The sequence below is a fragment of the Delftia sp. BGA-UO-ETr-SB1 genome, from assembly GCF_059567865.1.
Map to the genome: position 1 here is coordinate 158,282 of NZ_JCAQOW010000006.1, position 18,387 is coordinate 176,668.

The 18,387-nt window shown below is 66.9% G+C and carries 17 protein-coding genes and 1 riboswitch; of the genes, 10 read left to right on the forward strand and 7 right to left on the reverse strand.

The window, feature by feature from the left end:
- Positions 1 to 58: 58 nt before the first annotated feature.
- From AC57B5_RS19575 to AC57B5_RS19595, 5 genes are all read left to right on the forward strand, one after another.
- Positions 59 to 1,372, forward strand: a complete 1,314-nt coding sequence (locus tag AC57B5_RS19575; RefSeq protein WP_071953865.1) for an MFS transporter — start codon at positions 59 to 61, stop codon at positions 1,370 to 1,372.
- Between the two features lie 318 nt (positions 1,373 to 1,690).
- Positions 1,691 to 3,034, forward strand: coding sequence for a C4-dicarboxylate transporter DctA (locus AC57B5_RS19580; RefSeq protein WP_043823239.1), 1,344 nt, complete (start codon positions 1,691 to 1,693; stop codon positions 3,032 to 3,034).
- Positions 3,031 to 3,717, forward strand: a complete 687-nt coding sequence (locus tag AC57B5_RS19585; RefSeq protein ID WP_496400160.1) for a GntR family transcriptional regulator — start codon at positions 3,031 to 3,033, stop codon at positions 3,715 to 3,717. Before AC57B5_RS19580 ends, AC57B5_RS19585 begins: the two co-directional genes overlap by 4 nt.
- 171 nt (positions 3,718 to 3,888) lie before the next feature.
- Positions 3,889 to 5,232: a glycerophosphodiester phosphodiesterase family protein gene (locus AC57B5_RS19590; RefSeq protein WP_496400161.1), complete on the forward strand. Its 1,344-nt coding sequence runs from the start codon at positions 3,889 to 3,891 to the stop codon at positions 5,230 to 5,232.
- 98 nt (positions 5,233 to 5,330) lie between these two features.
- Complete coding sequence (locus tag AC57B5_RS19595; protein ID WP_052155365.1) at positions 5,331 to 5,702, forward strand: DUF2195 family protein; 372 nt, start codon at positions 5,331 to 5,333, stop codon at positions 5,700 to 5,702.
- A 184-nt stretch (positions 5,703 to 5,886) separates the two neighbouring features.
- On the opposite strand, the gene metH is transcribed toward AC57B5_RS19595, so the two are convergent.
- Positions 5,887 to 8,643 carry a methionine synthase gene (metH, locus tag AC57B5_RS19600; RefSeq protein WP_496400162.1) on the reverse strand — a complete coding sequence of 919 codons (2,757 nt, stop codon included), beginning with the start codon at positions 8,641 to 8,643 and terminating at the stop codon, positions 5,887 to 5,889.
- Positions 8,644 to 8,670: 27 nt separating this feature from the next.
- A riboswitch (S-adenosyl-L-homocysteine riboswitch) is annotated at positions 8,671 to 8,797 on the reverse strand.
- Positions 8,798 to 9,074: 277 nt separating this feature from the next.
- On the opposite strand from metH, the gene AC57B5_RS19605 reads away from it, so the two are divergent.
- The 5 genes from AC57B5_RS19605 to AC57B5_RS19625 are packed head-to-tail and all read left to right on the forward strand — an operon-like array spanning position 9,075 to position 12,842.
- Entirely contained in the window at positions 9,075 to 9,896 is an 822-nt protein-coding gene (locus AC57B5_RS19605; protein ID WP_496400163.1) for a FadR/GntR family transcriptional regulator, read from the forward strand.
- Positions 9,893 to 10,699, forward strand: a complete 807-nt coding sequence (locus AC57B5_RS19610; RefSeq protein WP_071953866.1) for a transporter substrate-binding domain-containing protein — start codon at positions 9,893 to 9,895, stop codon at positions 10,697 to 10,699. Before AC57B5_RS19605 ends, AC57B5_RS19610 begins: the two co-directional genes overlap by 4 nt.
- A gap of 31 nt (positions 10,700 to 10,730) precedes the next feature.
- Positions 10,731 to 11,459, forward strand: coding sequence for an amino acid ABC transporter permease (locus AC57B5_RS19615; protein WP_496400164.1), 729 nt, complete (start codon positions 10,731 to 10,733; stop codon positions 11,457 to 11,459).
- Entirely contained in the window at positions 11,456 to 12,109 is a 654-nt protein-coding gene (locus AC57B5_RS19620; RefSeq protein WP_012202167.1) for an amino acid ABC transporter permease, read from the forward strand. The genes AC57B5_RS19615 and AC57B5_RS19620 overlap by 4 nt, the downstream gene beginning before the upstream one ends.
- Positions 12,096 to 12,842 carry an amino acid ABC transporter ATP-binding protein gene (locus AC57B5_RS19625; RefSeq protein ID WP_012202166.1) on the forward strand — a complete coding sequence of 249 codons (747 nt, stop codon included), beginning with the start codon at positions 12,096 to 12,098 and terminating at the stop codon, positions 12,840 to 12,842. The genes AC57B5_RS19620 and AC57B5_RS19625 overlap by 14 nt, the downstream gene beginning before the upstream one ends.
- A 70-nt stretch (positions 12,843 to 12,912) precedes the next feature.
- Here the strand turns inward: AC57B5_RS19625 and AC57B5_RS19630 are convergent, their stop codons facing one another.
- The 6 genes from AC57B5_RS19630 to urtB all read right to left on the reverse strand — a co-directional run bounded on the left by AC57B5_RS19630 (position 12,913) and on the right by urtB (position 18,386).
- Positions 12,913 to 13,272, reverse strand: a complete 360-nt coding sequence (locus tag AC57B5_RS19630) for an FmdB family zinc ribbon protein (RefSeq protein ID WP_496400165.1) — start codon at positions 13,270 to 13,272, stop codon at positions 12,913 to 12,915.
- 46 nt (positions 13,273 to 13,318) lie between these two features.
- Complete coding sequence (gene fmdA / locus AC57B5_RS19635; protein WP_496400166.1) at positions 13,319 to 14,548, reverse strand: formamidase; 1,230 nt, start codon at positions 14,546 to 14,548, stop codon at positions 13,319 to 13,321.
- A 181-nt stretch (positions 14,549 to 14,729) separates the two neighbouring features.
- Positions 14,730 to 15,419, reverse strand: a complete 690-nt coding sequence (gene urtE, locus AC57B5_RS19640) for an urea ABC transporter ATP-binding subunit UrtE (protein WP_012202163.1) — start codon at positions 15,417 to 15,419, stop codon at positions 14,730 to 14,732.
- Between the two features lie 20 nt (positions 15,420 to 15,439).
- Entirely contained in the window at positions 15,440 to 16,183 is a 744-nt protein-coding gene (gene urtD, locus AC57B5_RS19645) for an urea ABC transporter ATP-binding protein UrtD (RefSeq protein WP_012202162.1), read from the reverse strand.
- A 19-nt stretch (positions 16,184 to 16,202) separates the two neighbouring features.
- Complete coding sequence (gene urtC, locus AC57B5_RS19650) at positions 16,203 to 17,399, reverse strand: urea ABC transporter permease subunit UrtC (protein ID WP_496400167.1); 1,197 nt, start codon at positions 17,397 to 17,399, stop codon at positions 16,203 to 16,205.
- 72 nt (positions 17,400 to 17,471) lie between these two features.
- Positions 17,472 to 18,386, reverse strand: coding sequence for an urea ABC transporter permease subunit UrtB (gene urtB, locus AC57B5_RS19655; protein ID WP_013800106.1), 915 nt, complete (start codon positions 18,384 to 18,386; stop codon positions 17,472 to 17,474).
- Between the last annotated feature and the right edge of the window lies 1 nt (position 18,387).

An 18,387-nucleotide genomic window follows, 5' to 3' on the forward strand; every position in this document is an offset into this window, starting at 1 on the left:
CAGGCACGCCGACCCATGCCCCGGGCGTGACTGCCGTCTTTTCAATCCCTTTTCGGAAATGGACCCTGCTTTGACCAAGCAAACCGTCTCGACCCGCAACATCGTGGCTGCCGTCATCGGCAACGCGCTGGAGTGGTATGACTTCCTGGTGTTCGCCTTCATGACACCCATCGTCGCCAAGCTGTTCTTTCCCAGCAATCCCGACAATCCGGACGACAACATCAACCGCATCCTGATGACCACGGCCGTGTTCGGCGTGGGCTTTTTCATGCGGCCCGTGGGCGGCATCCTGCTGGGCCTGTACGGGGACCGCAAGGGCCGCAAGGCGGCCATGGTGATGGTGACGGGCCTGATGGCGGTGGCGATCGCGCTGATCACGCTGGCGCCCACGTATGCGGCGGTGGGCATCCTGGCGCCGCTGTTCATCGTGCTGGCGCGGCTGCTGCAGGGCTTTGCGGCCGGCGGCGAGTTCGGCACGTCCACGGCACTGCTGATCGAGCTGGCACCGCCCGGCAAGCGCGGCTTCTATGGTTCCTGGCAGATGGCCGGCCAGATGCTGGCCCTGCTGATCGGCGCGGCCACGGGCACGCTGATCACCGAGATCTTCACCGAGGAGGAACTGATGGCCTGGGCCTGGCGCGTGCCCTTCGCCGTGGGCCTGCTGATCGTTCCCGTGGCGCTGTACATCCGCCGCCATGTGGAGGAGCCCGAGGTCTTCAAGGAAATGCAGGCTGCTCAGGCCAGCGGCAAGGCGCGCCAGATCGGCATCATGGAGATGCTGCGCACGCATGCGCGCGAGACGCTGGTGGGCATGGGCCTGGTGGTCACGGCCACGGTGTCCATCTACATCACCTTCACCTACCTGGTGACCTATGCCACGGTGACGCTGAAGCTGCCCATGCGCGATGCCTTCATGGTGCAGATGGCCGGCGCCGCGCTGATGGTGGTGATCATGCCGTTCTTCGGCGCCCTGTCGGACCGCGTGGGCCGCCGCATGCTGACCATCGGCTCGCTGATCGGCTACCTGGTGGTGCTCTACCCGCTGTATGCCTGGCTGACGGACGGCCCCACGGTGCAGAAGCTGCTGATCACCCAGCTGGTGGTCTGCGTGTTCGTGGCCGTGTTCTTCGGCGTGTTCAGCACGGTGATGGCCGAGCTGTTCCCGCCCCAGGTGCGTTCGGCCGGCATGTCCATGGCCTACAACGTGGCGGTGATGATCTTCGGCGGCTTCGCGCAGTTCATCGTGACCTGGCTGATCCGCTCCACGGGCTCGCCCATGGCGCCGGCCTTCTATGTGATGTTCGGCGTGACGCTGGGCCTGTTCGCGGCCTTCTTCATCAAGGACCGCGCTCTGGAGCGCAACCTGCGCTGATCCCGGTGCGGTGCGCAAGGCACCGCGCCCGCGCATGCCGCGCATGCCGCGCATGCCCCGCCACGGGGCCTGCGCCCCGCACGCGCACCCGCCTGCGCACCATGCGCGGGCATGACGGCCACCCGCCCTGCACCACGGCGGGGACGCCCGCCCGCATCGGCGGATTTCATGCAGAAAAAGTCAGGGCTGATGCTCTCTGGAGTGCCGCAAATCTGCAGGGAATACCCTCTGCTGGCACGCGTTTCGCTTGTCTACATTCTTGCATGCAAGTTGTAAATCCACTTGCATACAAGATTCCACAACTTGCGAAAGACGACTATGCGCCGCTTTGCCAGATCACTGTTCGGACAGGTGGTGATCGCACTCATCCTGGGTGTGCTCGCCGGAATATTGGCCCCTGAATGGGCCGTGAAGCTCAAGCCCCTGGGCGATGGCTTCATCAAGCTCATCAAGATGATCATTCCCGTGCTGGTGTTCTGCGTGGTGGTGCACGGCATCGCGGGCGCAGGCGACCTCAAGCGCGTGGGCCGGGTCGGCGTCAAGTCGCTGATCTACTTCGAGGTGCTGACCACCATCGCCCTGGTGCTGGGCCTGGTGCTGGCCTTCGTGTTCCAGCCCGGCGCGGGCATGAACGTGGACCCGAGCAAGCTCGACGCCTCGGCCATGAGCGCCTACGCCAGCAACGCCGACAAGCTGACCAGCGGCGGCACGGTGGACTTCCTGATGAAGCTCATCCCCACCACCGTGGTGCAGGCCTTTGCCACGGGCGACGTGCTGCAGGTGCTGCTGTTCGCCGTGCTGTTCGGCTGCGCGCTGACCATGCTGGGCGAGCGCGGCGCGCCCGTGCATGCGCTGATCGACACGCTGTCGAACGTGCTGTTCAAGATCATGGGCATCCTCATCAAGCTGGCCCCGCTGGGCGTGCTGGGTGCGATCTCGTTCACCGTGGGCCAGTACGGCATCGGCTCGCTCAAGCAGCTGGGCATGCTGGTGCTGCTGTTCTACGTGGCCGTGATCTTCTTCGTCTTCGTGGTGCTGGGCCTGGTGATGCGCTTTTCGGGCTTCAGCCTGATCAAGCTGCTGCGCTACCTGCGCGAGGAGCTGATGGTGGTCTTCGCCACCACCTCCTCGGACAGCGTGCTGCCCCAGATCATGGCCAAGCTGCGCAACATGGGCGTGCGCGACTCCACCGTGGGCCTGGTGATTCCCACGGGCTACTCGTTCAACCTGGACGCCTTCTCCATCTACATCACGCTGGCGGCCGTGTTCATCGCCCAGGCCACGAACACGCCCATCGGCATGGCCGACCTGCTGACCATCCTGGCGATTGCGCTGGTGACCTCCAAGGGCGCCCACGGCGTGCCGGGCTCGGCCATCGTGGTGCTGGCGGCCACGCTGCATGCGATTCCGGCCATCCCCGCCATCGGCCTGGTGCTGGTGCTGTCGGTGGACTGGTTCATGGGCATTGCCCGCGCGCTGGGCAACCTGATCGGCAACTGCGTGGCCACCGTGGCCATCGCCGCCTGGGAAGGTGACATCGACCGCGAGCGCGCCCATGCCGTGCTCAACGGCCTGGCCGACAATCAGGGGCCCGACGCCGAGCCCTCCGGCGCCGCCGCCGTCCCCGCAACCGTGACTCCTGCCCACCCTGCAACGCAATGACACCTGTAAGCCCCCAGCACATCGCCGAGCGCGTCGTCGAAGCCATCCTGGCCCAGAAACTGGCGCCCGGCGAACGGCTGGGGGAGCAGGAGCTGGCCGACAACTTCGCGGTCAGCCGCACCATGGTGCGCGAGGCGCTGATGCAGCTGCAGGCGCGCGGCTTCGTGCAGGTGCAGCCCCGGCGCGGCTGGTACGTGGTCCAGCCCTCGGCCGAGGAGGCGCAGGACGCCTTCGCGGCGCGCCGCATCATCGAGACCGGCATCCTGGGCGAGGCCGGCCGCCCCCTGCAAAGCGTGATCGGCCAGCTGCGCCGCCACATCGCCCAGGAGCAGGACGCCATTGCCGGCGCCGACGCGGCCACGCGCGCCTTCCTGCTGGCCGACTTCCACGTCTGCCTGGCCGAGCAGATGGGCCACCGCCTGCTGGCGCTCACGCTGCGCGACCTCACGGCCCGCACCACGCTGGCGGCCACCTTGTTCCAGTCCACGCACAGCGCCAGCCAGTCCTGCGCCGAGCACGAACGCATCGTCGAGGCGCTGGAGCGCGGCGACACCGAGGGCGCCAAGGCCCTGCTGCTGGAGCACATCGGCACGGTGGAACGCTCGCTGGAAATCCGCCCGAGCGAGGCGCCCGACGCCAGCGACCGCCTGCGCGCCACGCTGGCGCCCCTGTTCGGGGGATAACCCTGTGTCGGAGGGGCGGCAAATTTCCGTCGACCGTCGCTAAAACGCCAATCTGGGTCCTACGGGACGCACTGTCATGGTGCCGACACGGCTGACTGCATACGCTGCTGAGTTGGCGCATTGCGCGCCGTTCATCAACCCACCACTGCTTCGGATATGACCCAACGTCCTATGTCCTTTTCCCGCACTCCCCTGCTCGCGTCCCTGTGCGCGGCTGCAGTCCTCACGGCCTGCGGCGGTGACGGCGGCTCGTTCTACCTCACGCTCGACGGAAAGCAGCCCCAGGTGATCGCCCACCGCGGCTTCTCGGGCAAGTTCCCGGAGCAGACGCGCATGGCCTACGAGGCCGCCGCCGATGCAGGCGCGGACATGCTCGAACTCGACATGCACATGACGAAGGACTGCCAGCTGGTCGCCCGCCACAACGCCTGGCTCAGCGACAGTACCAACGTGGCCGACGTGGCCAAGACCAATGCCGAAGTGGCACGCCGCCAGCGCACCACGGCGGGCGTGCTGGTCAACGTGAAGTACCCCGCCGTGCCTGCCAACGGCCCCTCGCAATACCTGAGCGACCAGCTGGACGCCAACGATCCCAAGTCCGTGCTCAAGGCCCTGGTGGTCGATGGCGAGGACCACCGCAACGACTGGTCCATCAGCGACTTCACGCTGCAGGAGCTGCGCACCTGGCTGGGCGGCACGATCCTGGACAACCGCAGCGAGCGCCCCACCGAGTGGAACGGCAAGCTGCCCCTGATCAGCGCCCAGGACGTGCTGGACATCGCCGCCGCCAAGGGCAAGGCCCTGGGCCGCACCATCCCCGTCTACGCCGAGACCAAGAACCCCTACTGGAACAACCAGCAGGCGATCGCCAACGGCTGCGGCGCGCCCGGCTCGCGCCCGTTTGAAGACGCGGTGATCAAGCTGCTGGACCAGAACAAGCTCAACGCCAAGGACTCGGCCATCTACATCCAGAGCTTCGACCCGGCCAGCCTCAAGTACCTGCGCCAGGCCGGCATGAAGGCCAAGGGCGTGCAGCTGATCGACGGCAACGACTTCAGCCTGCGCGACGGCTCCATGGTCTACATCACCAACGATGAATGGACCTTCATCAGCGGCCGCCCCTACAGCTGGACCCTGGCCGGCGACGCCCGCACCTTCGCCGCCATGCTCACGCCCGCAGGCCTGGCCGACATCAAGACCTATGCCGACGGCATCGGCCCCTGGAAGCCCCAGGTCCTGGCCCACTCCGTCGTGCCCTACAAGGACGGCGCCGGCCTCAAGGACGTGAACACCGTCAAGGACACGGGCCTGATCCGCGACGCCCACAGGGCCGGCCTGATCGTGCACAGCTTCACCTTCCGCAACGAGCCGGGCCGCCTGGCCGGCCTGTACAAGGGCGACCCCGTGCAGGAATACCTGACCTACTACCGCCTGGGCATCGACGGCGTGTTCACCGACTTCACGGACACGGCCGTGGCGGCGCGCAAGGCGTACAACAAGGAAATCGGGCTCTGAAACTCCCATCCCGCTGACCCATGACAAGGCGCCTCGTGCGCCTTGTTTTTTGGGCGCGGCATCGGACATCCAACCGAACGGAGGCACACTTGTACGGCATGAACAGATACGCAATATCGGCCGCTCTTTTGGCTGGGTCCGCCTTTGCTGCCCATGCCGACCAGATAACGTTTCAGAACGATCTTTCAGCCTGCGTGTCGATCACGGCGACGAAGACTTCCACAGAGTCCAATGTGGTGTGGGCGAACACCCGTGTTCAACTGCGCAAATCGATTGGCGAGTGCGGATGCCTTTCGGCTCTGGCGACCTACACGAGCAGCGTGAACCGAGGGGGCGTCCGGCAGGTACTGCAGGAAGGCCTGATCGACCTGGGCAGCGGGGGGGAGAGAAAACTCGTCCTTGCGACCGATCCGGCCCTGGTCGCCAACAAGGAGGTGCGGGTTCGACTGGCGTGCACCGGGCCCTTGTAGGGCATCCTGGCCCCGGCAGCATCGGCGCGCGCTTGAACGCTCAGCCGGATCACATCTTCTGATCGACTGCCTGCGCCGCTGGCGCGCCCTGTCCGCTATTCCAGTCAAAGATGAATGCCTTTGTCCAAAATAGCGAAAAATCGCACGCCTGACCGGCGTAGCCAAGCCAGCGATCAACCCAATATCAGGCGAGATTCGGCGCCAGCAACCGGCGCAGTTCCTCGATATCCATGCCCCGGCGCGCGGCCATGTCGGCGAGCTGGTCCTCGCCGATCTCGCCGACGTTGAAGTAGACGGAGTCGGGGTGGCCGATGTAGAAGCCGCTGACGCTGGAGGCCGGGTTCATGGCCAGGCTTTCGGTCAGGCTCATGCCGATCTCGTCTGCCTTGAGCACGGCGAACAGGTCGGTCTTGGCGCTGTGGTCGGGGCAGGCCGGGTAGCCGGGCGCGGGGCGCACGCCCTTGTACTGTTCCTTGATCAGCGCTTCGTTGCTGAGGTCCTCGTCGGGCGCATAGCCCCACAGGTCCTTGCGCACGCGCTGGTGCAGGCATTCGGCGAAGGCCTCGGCCAATCGGTCGGCCAGGGCCTTGAACATGATGCCGGAGTAGTCGTCCAGCGCGTCCTGGAACTCCTTGTCCTTCTTCTCGGCGCCGATGCCGGCCGTGACGGCGAACAGGCCCGCGTAGTCCTGGATGCCCGATTCCTTGGTGGCCACGAAGTCCGACAGGCAGCGGCTGGGGCGCATCACGGGCTGGCCATCCGGGCCTTCCACCATCTGCTTTTCGGTTTGCTGGCGCATGCCGTACCAGGTCATCAGCACCTGGCTGCGGGACTCGTCGGCGTAGAACTCGATGTCATCGCCCACGCGGTTGGCAGGGAACAGGCCGATGGCGCCGTTGGCCTGCAGCCAGCGGCCTTCGATGATTTTCTTGAGCATGGCCTGGCCGTCGGCCAGCACCTTGCGCGCCTCGACGCCGACGATCTCGTCGTCGAGGATGGCCGGATAGGGGCCGGCCAGGTCCCAGGTCTGGAAGAACGGGCCCCAGTCGATGTACTCGGCGATCTCGGCCAGGTCGAAGTTGCGGAACACGCGCCGGCCCAGGGCGCGTGGCGCCACGGGGGCCTGGGAAAAGTCCACGGGCGTGGCGTTGGCGCGGGCCTTTGCCAGAGGCCACAGCGGCGTCTTCTTCTTGTTGGCGTGCTGGGTGCGGACCTTGTCGTAGTCGGCCTGGATCTCGGCCAGGTAGTTGCCCTTGTTCTCGCCCAGCAGGCTCTGGGCCACGCTGACGCTGCGCGAGGCATCGGGCACGTAGACCACGGGGCCTTCGTACTTGGGCGCGATCTTGACGGCGGTGTGCACGCGCGAGCAGGTGGCGCCGCCGATCAGCAGCGGAATCTTCTTGATGCGGAAGTAGTCGTCCTTGTGCATCTCGCCGGCGACGTATTGCATCTCTTCGAGGCTGGGCGTGATCAGGCCCGACAGGCCGATGATGTCCGCGCCCTCGGCCTTGGCCCGGGCCAGGATCTCATGGCAGGGCACCATCACGCCCATGTTGATGACCTCGAAGTTGTTGCACTGCAGGACCACGGTGACGATGTTCTTGCCGATGTCGTGCACATCGCCCTTGACGGTGGCGATGACGATCTTGCCCTTGCTGGACACGTCCAGGCCCGCCGCTTCCTGCTGGCGCTTTTCCTCTTCGATGTAGGGCACGAGGTGGGCCACGGCCTGCTTCATCACGCGCGCCGACTTGACCACCTGGGGCAGGAACATCTTGCCAGCGCCGAACAGGTCGCCCACGATGTTCATGCCGTCCATGAGCGGGCCTTCGATCACGTGCAGCGGGCGGCCGCCGCCCTGCACCACGATCTGCTGGTAGGCCTCTTCGGTGTCGGCGACGATGAAGTCGGTGATGCCGTGCACCAGGGCGTGCGACAGGCGCTCGCCCACGGTCTTCGGGTTCTCGGGCGTGCCGCGCCATTCGAGCTTCTTGCTGTCGTCCTTGGCGGCGCCCTTGGCGGCGTCGGCAATCTCCAGCAGGCGCTCGGCCGCGTCGGGGCGGCGGTTGAGCACCACGTCTTCCACGCGCTCGCGCAGCTGGGGCTCCAGGTCGTCATAGACGCCGACCATGCCGGCGTTGACGATGCCCATGTCCATGCCTGCCGAGATGGCGTGGTACAGGAACACGGTGTGGATGGCCTCGCGCACGGGGTCGTTGCCGCGGAAGCTGAAGCTCACGTTGGAGACGCCGCCCGAGACCTTGGCGCCGGGCAGGTTGTGCTTGATCCAGCGCACGGCCTCGATGAAGTCCACGGCGTAGTTGTCGTGTTCCTCGATGCCGGTGGCCACGGCGAAGATATTGGGGTCGAAGACGATGTCCTCGGGCGGGAAGCCCACCTCGTCCACCAGGATGCGGTAGGCGCGCTCGCAGATCTCGATCTTGCGCTGGTAGGTGTCGGCCTGGCCCTTCTCGTCGAAGGCCATGACCACGGCGGCCGCGCCGTAGCGCCTGATCAGCCGGGCCTGGCGCTTGAATTCATCCAGGCCTTCCTTCATGGAGATGGAGTTGACGATGCCCTTGCCCTGCAGGCAGCGCAGGCCGGCCTCGATGACCTCCCACTTGGAGCTGTCCACCATGACCGGCACCTTGGCGATGTCGGGCTCGGAGGCGATGAGGTTCAGGAAGCGCACCATGGCGGCCTTGCTGTCCAGCATGGCCTCGTCCATGTTCACGTCGATCACCTGGGCGCCGTTTTCCACCTGCTGGCGTGCCACGGACAGCGCTTCCTCGTACTGCTCGTTGAGGATCATGCGTGCAAAGGCCTTGGAGCCCGTGACGTTGGTGCGCTCGCCCACGTTGACGAACAGCGTGCCCTCGCCGATGGAGACAGGCTCCAGGCCCGACAGACGCATGGGAGGGGGAGTGAAAGAGGACGACATCAAGCTCACCTGCAAAAACGGCATGGCAACAGGTGAGCGTCGTTGGCACCGTGGGCGCGGTCCGGCCGGGAACCTGCACCTGGCCCAAGCCTGACGCGACACGCGATCCGGTGTACGGATGGGCGGGTGCCGCGCTGCAACGCTCCTCGGGCCAAAGCCCGGGATTCTACGGCGGCTGGCGGCGGCCTGCAGTGCGGGTTTTACGCCCGCATTCGGGGCAGGCCTGCACAAAGCCATGCGGCACTGCACCAAAGCGCGGCAGCGCGGGCCGCCGGCGGCGCCTTCGGGGCGGATTGTCGATGTCCCATCGCCCCGGATTCTTTGCAATGCCTGAAGACAACGCTCCTTTTTTTGCATCTGGCACGCAATTCGCTATCTGCTGGGTACGTGGTCTGACCAGTCAGGCCAAAACCCTCCACCCGCGCCAGCCCATGCAAAGCATTCCGATCTCGATGGCCCAGACGCTGCAGCAGCACATCCTGAGCGGCCACTACCCCGGCGGCAGCCAGCTGCCGCCGCAGCGCGAGCTGGCCCGGCAGCTGGGCATCAGCCGCGCTTCGCTGCGCGAGGCGCTGTCCATGCTGGAGGCCCTGGGCCTGGTCGAGATCCAGCCGGGCAAGGGCGTGCGCATCAACGGCCCGCACAGCGGCCGTGCACGCATGCACCGCGCCTATGCCACCCCGGCGCTGGGCACGCTGTCGCCGCGCCAGCTGATCGAGCTGCGCCTGGTGCTGGAGCCCGGCTGGGCCGCGCTGGCGGCCGTGCGCGCCGACGACAGCGGCCTGCGCCAGCTGCAATGGACCCAGTCCCAGCTGGCCCACGCCCTCGCCCGCAGCGACCTGCTGGCCGCCGCCGACGCCGATCTGCAGTTCCACCTGCTGCTGGCCCAGCTGTCGGGCAACCCGGGCCTGGTGGCCATGGCGCGCCAGCTGGAGCTGGCCATCAGCCACAGCCTGCGCCTGCCGTTTGCCTGGAGCGGCGCCGACGACCAGCCCGTGCGCGAGCACGACGCCATCGTGCAGGCCGTCTGCGCCGGCGATGCGCCGGGTGCCGCGGGCGCCATGCGCGCCCACCTGCTGTCGGCCGCCAGGCGCAGCGGCATCGATCTCGACACACCGGACGACGCGGCGGCGCCCGACGCGACGGCGCCCGACGCGACAGCGCCCGACGCAACGGCGCCCGATACATCTGCGCCCGACCCTGACCCGCTTTCCTTTCGCCTCACCCCACCTTCCGAAGGAGCTTTCGCATGACTTCCCCCCTGACACCCCGCCGCGCATTCATCCGCACCGCCCTGGCGGCCGCCACCCTGGCCGCTGCCGGCCTGGGCGGCGCAGCCCATGCCGACATGCTGGCCAACATCCAGAAGGCCGGCGTGCTGCGCGTGGCGATTCCGCAGGACTTCCCGCCCTTCGGCTCGCTGGGCACCGACCTGAAGCTGCAGGGCTATGACATCGACATGGCGGCCCTGGTGGCCCAGGAGCTGGGCGTGAAGGTGGAGCTGGTGCCCGTGACCAGCACCAACCGCATCCCCTTCTTGACCACGGGCAAGGCCGACATCGTCATCTCCAGCCTGGGCAAGAACGCCGAGCGCGCCAAGGTGATCGACTTCACCCAGGCCTATGCGCCCTTCCCCAAGAGCGTCTACGGCCCCAAGGACGTGAGCATCAAGGCCCCTGCCGACCTGGCCGGCAAGACCGTGGGCGTGACGCGCGGCTCCACCGAGGACCTGGCCCTCACGCAGGTGGCGCCGGCCTCGGCCACCATCAAGCGCTACGAGGACAACAACGCCACTGCGCAAAGCTATCTGACGGGCCAGGTGCAGCTGGTGACGCTGGGCAACATCGTGGCCAACGCCGTCAACGAGCGCACCAGGCTGCGCCAGCTGGACGCGAAGTTCGCAGTCGAGGACACGCCCTGCTACATCGGCGTGGCCAAGGGCGAGCCGGCGCTGCTGCAGAAGGTGGACGCCATCATCACCAAGCTCAAGGCCGACGGCCGCCTGACCGGCCTGTCCCAGCGCTGGATGAAGATGCCGCTGCCCGCCACCCTGTAACCGCTGCGCCCCTGTTCCCGGAAATCCTTCCATGGCCTATCAATTCGACTTCGGCGCCGTGTTCGACTACAGCGGCCTGCTGGCACAGGGCGCAGGCTTCACGCTGGCGCTGACGGCGGCGGGCGCCGTGCTGGGCGGCGCCATCGGCGTGGCCGGCGGCGTCAGCCGCGCCTGGCGCATTGCGCCGCTGCACTGGCTGTTCAAGGTGTACGTGGAGGGCATACGCAACACGCCCTTCCTGGTGCAGCTGATGTTCGTGTTCTTCGGCCTGCCTTCGCTGGGCGTGCAGATCAACGAATGGCAGGCCTGCCTGCTGACCACGGTGATCAACCTGGGCGCCTACATCACCGAGATCGTGCGCGCCGGCATCCAGGAGACGCCGCGCGGCCAGCTGGAAGCCGCTGGCGCGCTGGGCATGGGCCGCTGGGCGGTCTTCCGCCATGTGGTGCTGCGCCCTGCGCTGCAGCGGGTCTGGCCCTCGCTGAGCAGCCAGATCGTGATCGTGATGCTGGGCACCTCGGTGGTCTCGCAGATCGCCGCCCAGGACCTGACGTTTGCGGCCAACTTCATCCAGTCGCGCAACTTCCGCGCGTTCGAGACCTACCTGGTGGTGACGGCGGCGTACTTCGTGCTGGCCCTGGCACTGCGCCAGTTGCTGGCCTGGATAGGCCAGCGCTTCGTGGTGGGCCGCCGCACGCCGCGTGCAGGCCGGCCCGCTGCACCCGCTGCACCTGCAACCACTGCCGGAGACGCCGCATGATTGCCGACATTCCCCTGCTGCCCATCCTGGCCAAGCTGGCCGAGGGCCTGCTGGCCACGCTGGCGCTGTCGCTGCTGGCCTTCGTGCTGGGCGGCGCCACCGGATTGCTGGTGCTGTTCGCCCGCGTGGGCCGCAGCCAGAACCTGCGCCGCCTGGCCAAGGCCTATATCCAGGCCTTCCAGAACACGCCGCTGCTGATGCAGATGTTCATCGTGTTCTTCGGCTCGTCCATGGCCGGCCTGGACATCTCGCCCTGGACGGCGGCCGCCATCGGCCTGACGCTGTACACCAGCGCCTACCTGGCCGAGGTCTGGCGCGGCTGCGTGGAGTCCATCCCCAGCGGCCAGTGGGAAGCCTCGTCCAGCCTGGCCATGGGCTACCTGCAGCAGATGCGCCATGTGGTGCTGCCGCAGGCGCTGCGCCTGTCGATAGCGCCCACGGTCGGCTTCTCGGTGCAGATCATCAAGGGCACGGCCGTGGCCTCGATCATCGGCTTCAGCGAGCTGACCAAGCTCGGCTCCATGCTGGCCAACGCCACCTTCCAGCCCTTCCTCATCTACGGCCTGGTCGCCGCAGGCTACTTCCTGCTGTGCTGGCCCCTGTCCCTCTACGCATCCCATCTGGAGAAGAAACTCTATGCCGCTCGTTGATGTACGCGCCGTTCACAAGCATTACGGCAACAACCATGTGCTCAAGGGCGTGGACCTGAGCGTGGACAGCGGCCAGGTGGTCGCCATCATCGGCCGCAGCGGCTCGGGCAAGAGCACGCTGCTGCGCTCCATCAACGGGCTGGAGGCCATCCAGTCCGGCCAGATCGTGGTGGACGACGCCGTGCTCAAGGGCTCGGAGGGCAGCGCGCCCTCGCCCGCCCAGCTGCGCGCGCTGCGCCTGAACGTGGGCATGGTGTTCCAGCAGTTCAACCTGTTCCCCCACCTGACGGCGGGCGAGAACGTGGCCCTGTCGCCCACCGTGGTCAAGGGCGTGAAAAAGCCCGAGGCGGCGGCGCTGGCGCGCCAGATGCTGGCCAAGGTCGGCCTGGGCGACAAGTACGACAGCTACCCCGACCAGCTCAGCGGCGGCCAGCAGCAGCGCGTGGCGATTGCACGCGCGCTGGCCATGCAGCCCAAGGTGCTGCTGTGCGACGAGATCACCTCGGCCCTGGACCCGGAACTGGTCAACGAGGTGCTGGCCGTAGTCAAGCAGCTCGCCGCCGAGGGCATGACGCTGATCATGGTCACGCACGAGATGCGCTTTGCCCGCGACGTGGGCGACCAGCTGGTGTTCATGCACCAGGGCCTGATCCATGAAAGCGGCCCGGCCAAGCAGCTGTTCGCCAACCCGCAGACGCCGGAGCTGGCGGGCTTCATCGGCGCCGTGCACTGAGCGGTACGCCCAGGCAGGCCAAAGGCCCGCGTCGCGGGCCTTTGTCATTGGTGCGGCGCAGGGGCCGAGGTCAGTGGCTGATCATCCAGGGCCGCTTGGTCGGGAAGGTCTTGGCGCCGTTGGGCGCCGTGACCGTGGAGCCGCGCTTGCTGGAGCCGCTGCAGCAGCCGCAGCCCGAAGGGTGGCGCATGCGCGCGTAGCTGCCCTCGGCCACATCGCGTGAGCGCCTGGGCTCGTGCCGGGCGCGCTCGTTGGTGTCGTAGGCGCGGCGCTGTTCGGGGCTGGTGCAGGCCAGGCGCGGCGCGCTGACGAAGACGCGGGGCGAGGCCGCCTCGCAGCTGGGGCAGGGCGCGGGCTCGTTGCGCTGCGAGAGGCTGCGCAGCGCGTCGAAGCCGCCGCATGCGGTGCAGTGGTAGTCATAGGTGGGCATGGGCGGCCTCTGGCGGATGGTGGATAGCGGGTGTCGTATGCCGGGCTTACTTGTCCTGGGCGATGGGCAGGTCCACCCCGCCCGTGATGATCTTCTGTGGTCCCTCGGCCGTGGGATTGATGTCGAAGTCGAAGATCTCCGTGGGCAGCCACAGCGTGGCGCAGGCATTGGGCACGTCCACCACGCCGCTGATGTGGCCCTGCACGGGCGCCGTGCCCAGCAGCGAGTAGGCCTGGGCGCCGCTGTAGCCGAATTTCTTCAGGTATTCGATGGCGTTCAGGCAGGCCTGGCGGTAGGCCACGGTCACGTCCAGGTAGTGCTGCTTGCCCTTTTCGTCCACCGAGATGCCTTCGAAGATCAAGTAGTCCTTGTAGTTGGGCGTCATGGGGCTGGGCTTGAAAATGGGGTTCTTGATGCCGTACTTGGCCATGCCGCCCTTGATCAGCGAGACCTTCATGTGCACCCAGCCGGCCATCTCGATGGCGCCGCAGAAGGTGATCTCGCCATCGCCCTGGCTGAAGTGCAGGTCGCCCACGCTCAGGCCCGCGCCGTCCACGTAGACGGGGAAGAACACGCGCGAGCCGCGCGAGAGGTCCTTGATGTCGCAGTTGCCGCCGTGCTCGCGCGGCGGCACGGTGCGTGCGCCTTCGGCGGCGGCCTTGTCGCGCGCCTCGCCCTGCATCTGGCCCATGTGGGCGGTGGTGGCGTTGGGCGGGTTGGCCAGGCCGGGAATGCGGTCGGGGTCGGTGGCGATGAGGCCGGTCTCGCGCTCATTCCAGCTGGCCAGCATCTTGGGGTCGGGCAGGCAGCCGATCAGGCCCGGGTGGATGAGGCCTGCGAAGTTGACGCCGGGGATGTGGCGGCTCTTGGTGAACATGCCGTGGAAGTCCCAGATGGACTTCTGGGCCAGCGGGAAATGCTCGTCCAGGAAGCCGCCGCCGTTCTGCTTGGAGAAAAAGCCGTTGAAGCCCCAGAGGCTGTCGTCGCGCGCGCCGATGTCCAGCAGGTCCACCACCAGCAGGTCGCCGGGCTCGGCGCCCTTGACGCCCACGGGGCCGGACAGGAAGTGGACGGTGGACAGGTCCACGTCGCGCACGTCTTCGGCGCTGTTGTCGTTCTTGATGGCGCCGCCGGTCCAGTCATAGGTCTCCAGCTTGAACTCCGCGCCCGGCTCCACCCAGACCGCCATGGGAATGTCGGGATGCCAGCGGTTGTGCACCTGCGGGTTGTCGTAGGGGGACTGGTTGAGATCGACCTTGATCAGGGTTTCGGCCATGGTGTGCTCCTTGCGATGGCAGTGGAAAAAGAGAGGAACTCGGCGCCTGCATCGACCGCGGTGAATGAAACCGGCACGGCACAACCCAGGGACACCAAGGAAGGGCCGCCCCGCACCGAGGGTGTCGTCCCCCTCCCGCGTGCGAGAGAGGGGGAAGCGGCGCAGCCGCTCAGGGGGTGCTTCATACAGAGAGGTAGGACTTGATGCGCTGCTCGTCGGTATCTGCTCTGGCCGTCTCATGGACCAGGCGCCCGCCCTCGATGACGAACAGCCGGTCGGCCACATCCATGGCGAAGGAAAGCACCTGCTCGCTGACCACGATGGTGATGCGGCGCAGCTTGCGGATCTCGTTGAGCGCCTTGGCGATGTCCTTGATGATGGAAGGCTGTATGCCCTCGGTGGGCTCGTCCAGCAGCAGCACCTTGGGGTCGGTGACCAGGGCACGCGCAATGGCCAGCTGCTGCTGCTGCCCGCCCGAGAGGTTGCCGCCCTTGCGCCGGCGCATGTCCCAGAGCACGGGGAACAGGGCGTAGATGTCGTCGGGCACCTGGCGCGTCTTCGCGTTCTCCAGGCCCGTCTGTATGTTCTCCTCCACGGTCAGCGTGGGGAAGATCATGCGGCCCTGGGGCACGTAGGCAATGCCCTTGGCCACGCGCCGGAAGCTCTCGTCCTTCGTGACGTCCTGGCCGGCCACGGTGATCTGGCCGCTCTTGGCGGGCATGACACCCATCAGGCTTTTGAACAGCGTGGTCTTGCCCATGCCGTTGCGGCCCATGATGGCCACGGTTTCGTTCTCGCGGCCCTCGAAGCTGATGCCGTGCAGCGCCTCGCTCTGGCCATAGGCCACGTACAGATCCTTGACTTGCAGCATGTGAATTCCTTGTGCGTGCCTCAGTGGCCGAGGTAGACGTCGATGACCTTGGGGTCGGCCTGCACCTTGTCCATGGGACCCTCGGCGAGGATCTTTCCCTGGTGCATGACGGTGACCTTGTGCGCGATGCGCGCCACGAACTCCATGTCGTGCTCGATGACGATGACGGAGCGGTTCTTGCAGATGCGCTGCAGCAGCTCGGCCGTCAGCTCGCGCTCGCGGGCGCTCATGCCGGCGATGGGCTCGTCCAGCATCAGCAGCTCGGGCTCCTGCATGAGCAGCATGCCGATCTCCAGCCACTGCTTCTGGCCGTGGCTGAGCAGGCCGGCCTCGGTGTCCAGGCGCTCGTCCAGGCCGATGTCGGCGGCCACGGCCTGCACGCGATCGCGCACCGCCTCCGTGCACTTGAAGGCCAGCGCGCCGAAGACCGAGCGGCCTTGCGGGTAGGAGACCTCCAGGTTCTGGAAGACCGAGAGGTTCTCGTAGATGGACGGTGTCTGGAACTTGCGCCCGATCCCCAGGCGCACGCGCTTGTGCTCGGCCATGCGCGTGAGTTCCTCGTTCTTGAACTTGATGCTGCCGGCCGTGGCGCGGGTCTTGCCGCAGATCAGGTCCAGCAGCGTGGTCTTGCCCGCGCCGTTGGGGCCGATGATGACGCGCAGCTCGTTCTTGTCGATGTACAGGTTCAGCGCGTCGATGGCCTTGAAGCCGTCGAAGGAGACCGTCAGGTCTTCCACGGCCAGCGTGAAGTCGGTATTGCTCATGGTGTGCTCCCGCTGTGGTTCAGGCGCCCTGGCGGCCCATGCCTTCGGACAGGGCGGACGTGGGCTTGGTGGCGGCCGGGGCAGGTGCTGCCTGGGCTCCCTGGGCTGCGGCAGGCGCTGCGGCAGATGCCGTGCCCTTGCGGCGGCTGTTCCACCAGGGAACGATGCGGCTTTCCCACAGGCCGGCCAGACCCATCGGGAAGGCCATGGTCACGCCGATGAACAGGCCCGCCATGAGGAACAGCCACAGGTCCGGGAAGCTCTCCGAGAAATAGGTCTTGCCCGCGTTGACCAGCAGCGTGCCGTACACGGCGCCCACCAGGCTCATGCGCCCGCCCACGGCGGCGTAGATGACCATCTCGATGGAGGGCACGATGCCCACGAAGCTGGGCGACATGAAGCCCACCTGCAGCGTGAACATGGCGCCGCCTATGCCCGACAGCGCAGCGGCCAGGCAGAACACGAAGACCTTGAAGTTGGCCACGTCGTAGCCGGAAAAGCGCACGCGGTCTTCCTTGTCGCGCATGGCCAGCAGCAGGGTGCCCACCTTGCCGGTCTGTATCCAGCGGCACAGCACGATGGCACCGATCAGCAGGGCCACGCAGACGTAGTAGAGGATGTACTTGGCGCTGTCCGTGCGCGTGTCCCAGCCCCACAGGGTCTTGAGGTCGGTCATGCCGTTGACGCCGCCCGTGTAGCCCTGCTGGCCGATGATGAGCACGGTGACGATCAGCGCCACGGCCTGCGTGATGATGGCGAAGTACACCCCGCCCACGCGGCGCTTGAACATGGCGAAGCTGATGAGCCAGGCCAGCAGCGTGGGCACGGCGATGACGGCGGCCAGCGAGAACGGCAGGCTCTTGAAGGGCAGCCAGAACGAGGGCAGCTCGGTCAGCTGGTTCCAGTCCATGAAGTCGGGGATGCCGGGCGTGGACTGGATCTTGGTGCTGATGGGGTCGGACGCCTCCAGCTTCAGGAACATGGCCATGGCGTAGCCGCCCAGGCCGAAGAACACGCCCTGGCCCAGGCTGAGCACGCCGCCATAGCCCCAGACCATGACCAGGCCGATGGCGACGAAGGCATAGGTCAGGTACTTGCCGACCAGGTTGAGGCGGAAGATGTCCAGCGCCAGGGGCAGCACCACCGCCAGCAGGACGGTGAGCAGCACCAGGCTGGCGAGCTGGTAGCGCTGTATCCAGGCTTTGAGGGCTTGCATGGAATGACTCCGGTGAACTCAGGGGAAATCGGGGGAACGCGGGGAAATTCGTGGACAGGGCCGGCGCCGGGATCAGCGCCGCACCTTGGAAGCGAACAGGCCCTGGGGACGCAGCATCAGGATGAAGACGATCAGCGACAGCGTGATCACCTTGGCCATGGAGCCCGCGAGGAAGAACTCGGTGATGGACTGCGTCTGCGCAATGCCGAAGGCCGAGACCACGGTGCCCAGCAGGCTGGCCGCGCCGCCGAAGGTGACCACCAGGAAGGCGTCCACGATGTACAGCGAGCCCGAGGTGGGGCCGGTGGAGCCGATGGTGGTGAAGGCCGCGCCCGCCACGCCTGCGATGCCGCAGCCGATGGCAAAGGTCAGGCGGTCGGTCTTCTTGGTGTCGATGCCGATGGCATTGGCCATCACGCGGTTGCTGACCGTGGCACGCACGCGCAGGCCCCAGCGGCTCTTGTGCAGCGCGATCAGCACGCCGGCCGTGACCACCGCGGTCAGCGCCAGCACGAACAGGCCGTTGATGGGAATGTCCAGCCCCTCGGCCGGCGCCCACGAGCCCATCAGCCAGTCAGGCAGGGTGGGGCTGACTTCCTTGGGTCCGATGAAGGTGCGAAAGCACTGCTGCAGCGCCAGGCTCACGCCCCAGGTGGCCAGCAGCGTGTCCAGCGGGCGCTTGTAGAGGTGGCGGATCAGCCCCCACTCCACCAGCCAGCCGGCCGCGAAGGCGAACAGGAAGGCGGCCACGATGGCCAGCGGGAAGTAGTAGGGCATGAACTCGGGCGCGTGCTGCGCCGTGAGCGTGGAGCCCAGGTAGATGGTGTAGGCGCCAATGGTCATGAACTCGCCATGCGCCATGTTGATCACGCCCATCTGGCCAAAGATGATGGCCAGGCCCAGGCCCATCAGCAGCAGCACGGCGAACAGGCTCAGCCCCGCGAAGCCCTGCATCAGGCCGATGTTCATCATGTCGGAAAAACTCATG

Excerpts from the sequence above, each read along its gene's own strand:
- metH (WP_496400162.1), bottom strand. The coding sequence starts at position 8,643 with ATGTCGTCCTCTTTCACTCCCCCTCCCATGCGTCTGTCGGGCCTGGAG.
- AC57B5_RS19630 (WP_496400165.1), bottom strand. The coding sequence starts at position 13,272 with ATGCCCACCTATGACTACCACTGCACCGCATGCGGCGGCTTCGACGCG.
- AC57B5_RS19610 (WP_071953866.1), top strand. The coding sequence starts at position 9,893 with ATGACTTCCCCCCTGACACCCCGCCGCGCATTCATCCGCACCGCCCTG.
- AC57B5_RS19620 (WP_012202167.1), top strand. The coding sequence starts at position 11,456 with ATGATTGCCGACATTCCCCTGCTGCCCATCCTGGCCAAGCTGGCCGAG.
- urtD (WP_012202162.1), bottom strand. The coding sequence starts at position 16,183 with ATGAGCAATACCGACTTCACGCTGGCCGTGGAAGACCTGACGGTCTCC.
- AC57B5_RS19595 (WP_052155365.1), top strand. The coding sequence starts at position 5,331 with ATGAACAGATACGCAATATCGGCCGCTCTTTTGGCTGGGTCCGCCTTT.
- AC57B5_RS19590 (WP_496400161.1), top strand. The coding sequence starts at position 3,889 with ATGTCCTTTTCCCGCACTCCCCTGCTCGCGTCCCTGTGCGCGGCTGCA.
- urtC (WP_496400167.1), bottom strand. The coding sequence starts at position 17,399 with ATGCAAGCCCTCAAAGCCTGGATACAGCGCTACCAGCTCGCCAGCCTG.
- urtB (WP_013800106.1), bottom strand. The coding sequence starts at position 18,386 with ATGAGTTTTTCCGACATGATGAACATCGGCCTGATGCAGGGCTTCGCG.
- AC57B5_RS19605 (WP_496400163.1), top strand. The coding sequence starts at position 9,075 with ATGCAAAGCATTCCGATCTCGATGGCCCAGACGCTGCAGCAGCACATC.
- AC57B5_RS19575 (WP_071953865.1), top strand. The coding sequence starts at position 59 with ATGGACCCTGCTTTGACCAAGCAAACCGTCTCGACCCGCAACATCGTG.
- AC57B5_RS19615 (WP_496400164.1), top strand. The coding sequence starts at position 10,731 with ATGGCCTATCAATTCGACTTCGGCGCCGTGTTCGACTACAGCGGCCTG.
- urtE (WP_012202163.1), bottom strand. The coding sequence starts at position 15,419 with ATGCTGCAAGTCAAGGATCTGTACGTGGCCTATGGCCAGAGCGAGGCG.
- AC57B5_RS19625 (WP_012202166.1), top strand. The coding sequence starts at position 12,096 with ATGCCGCTCGTTGATGTACGCGCCGTTCACAAGCATTACGGCAACAAC.
- fmdA (WP_496400166.1), bottom strand. The coding sequence starts at position 14,548 with ATGGCCGAAACCCTGATCAAGGTCGATCTCAACCAGTCCCCCTACGAC.
- AC57B5_RS19585 (WP_496400160.1), top strand. The coding sequence starts at position 3,031 with ATGACACCTGTAAGCCCCCAGCACATCGCCGAGCGCGTCGTCGAAGCC.
- AC57B5_RS19580 (WP_043823239.1), top strand. The coding sequence starts at position 1,691 with ATGCGCCGCTTTGCCAGATCACTGTTCGGACAGGTGGTGATCGCACTC.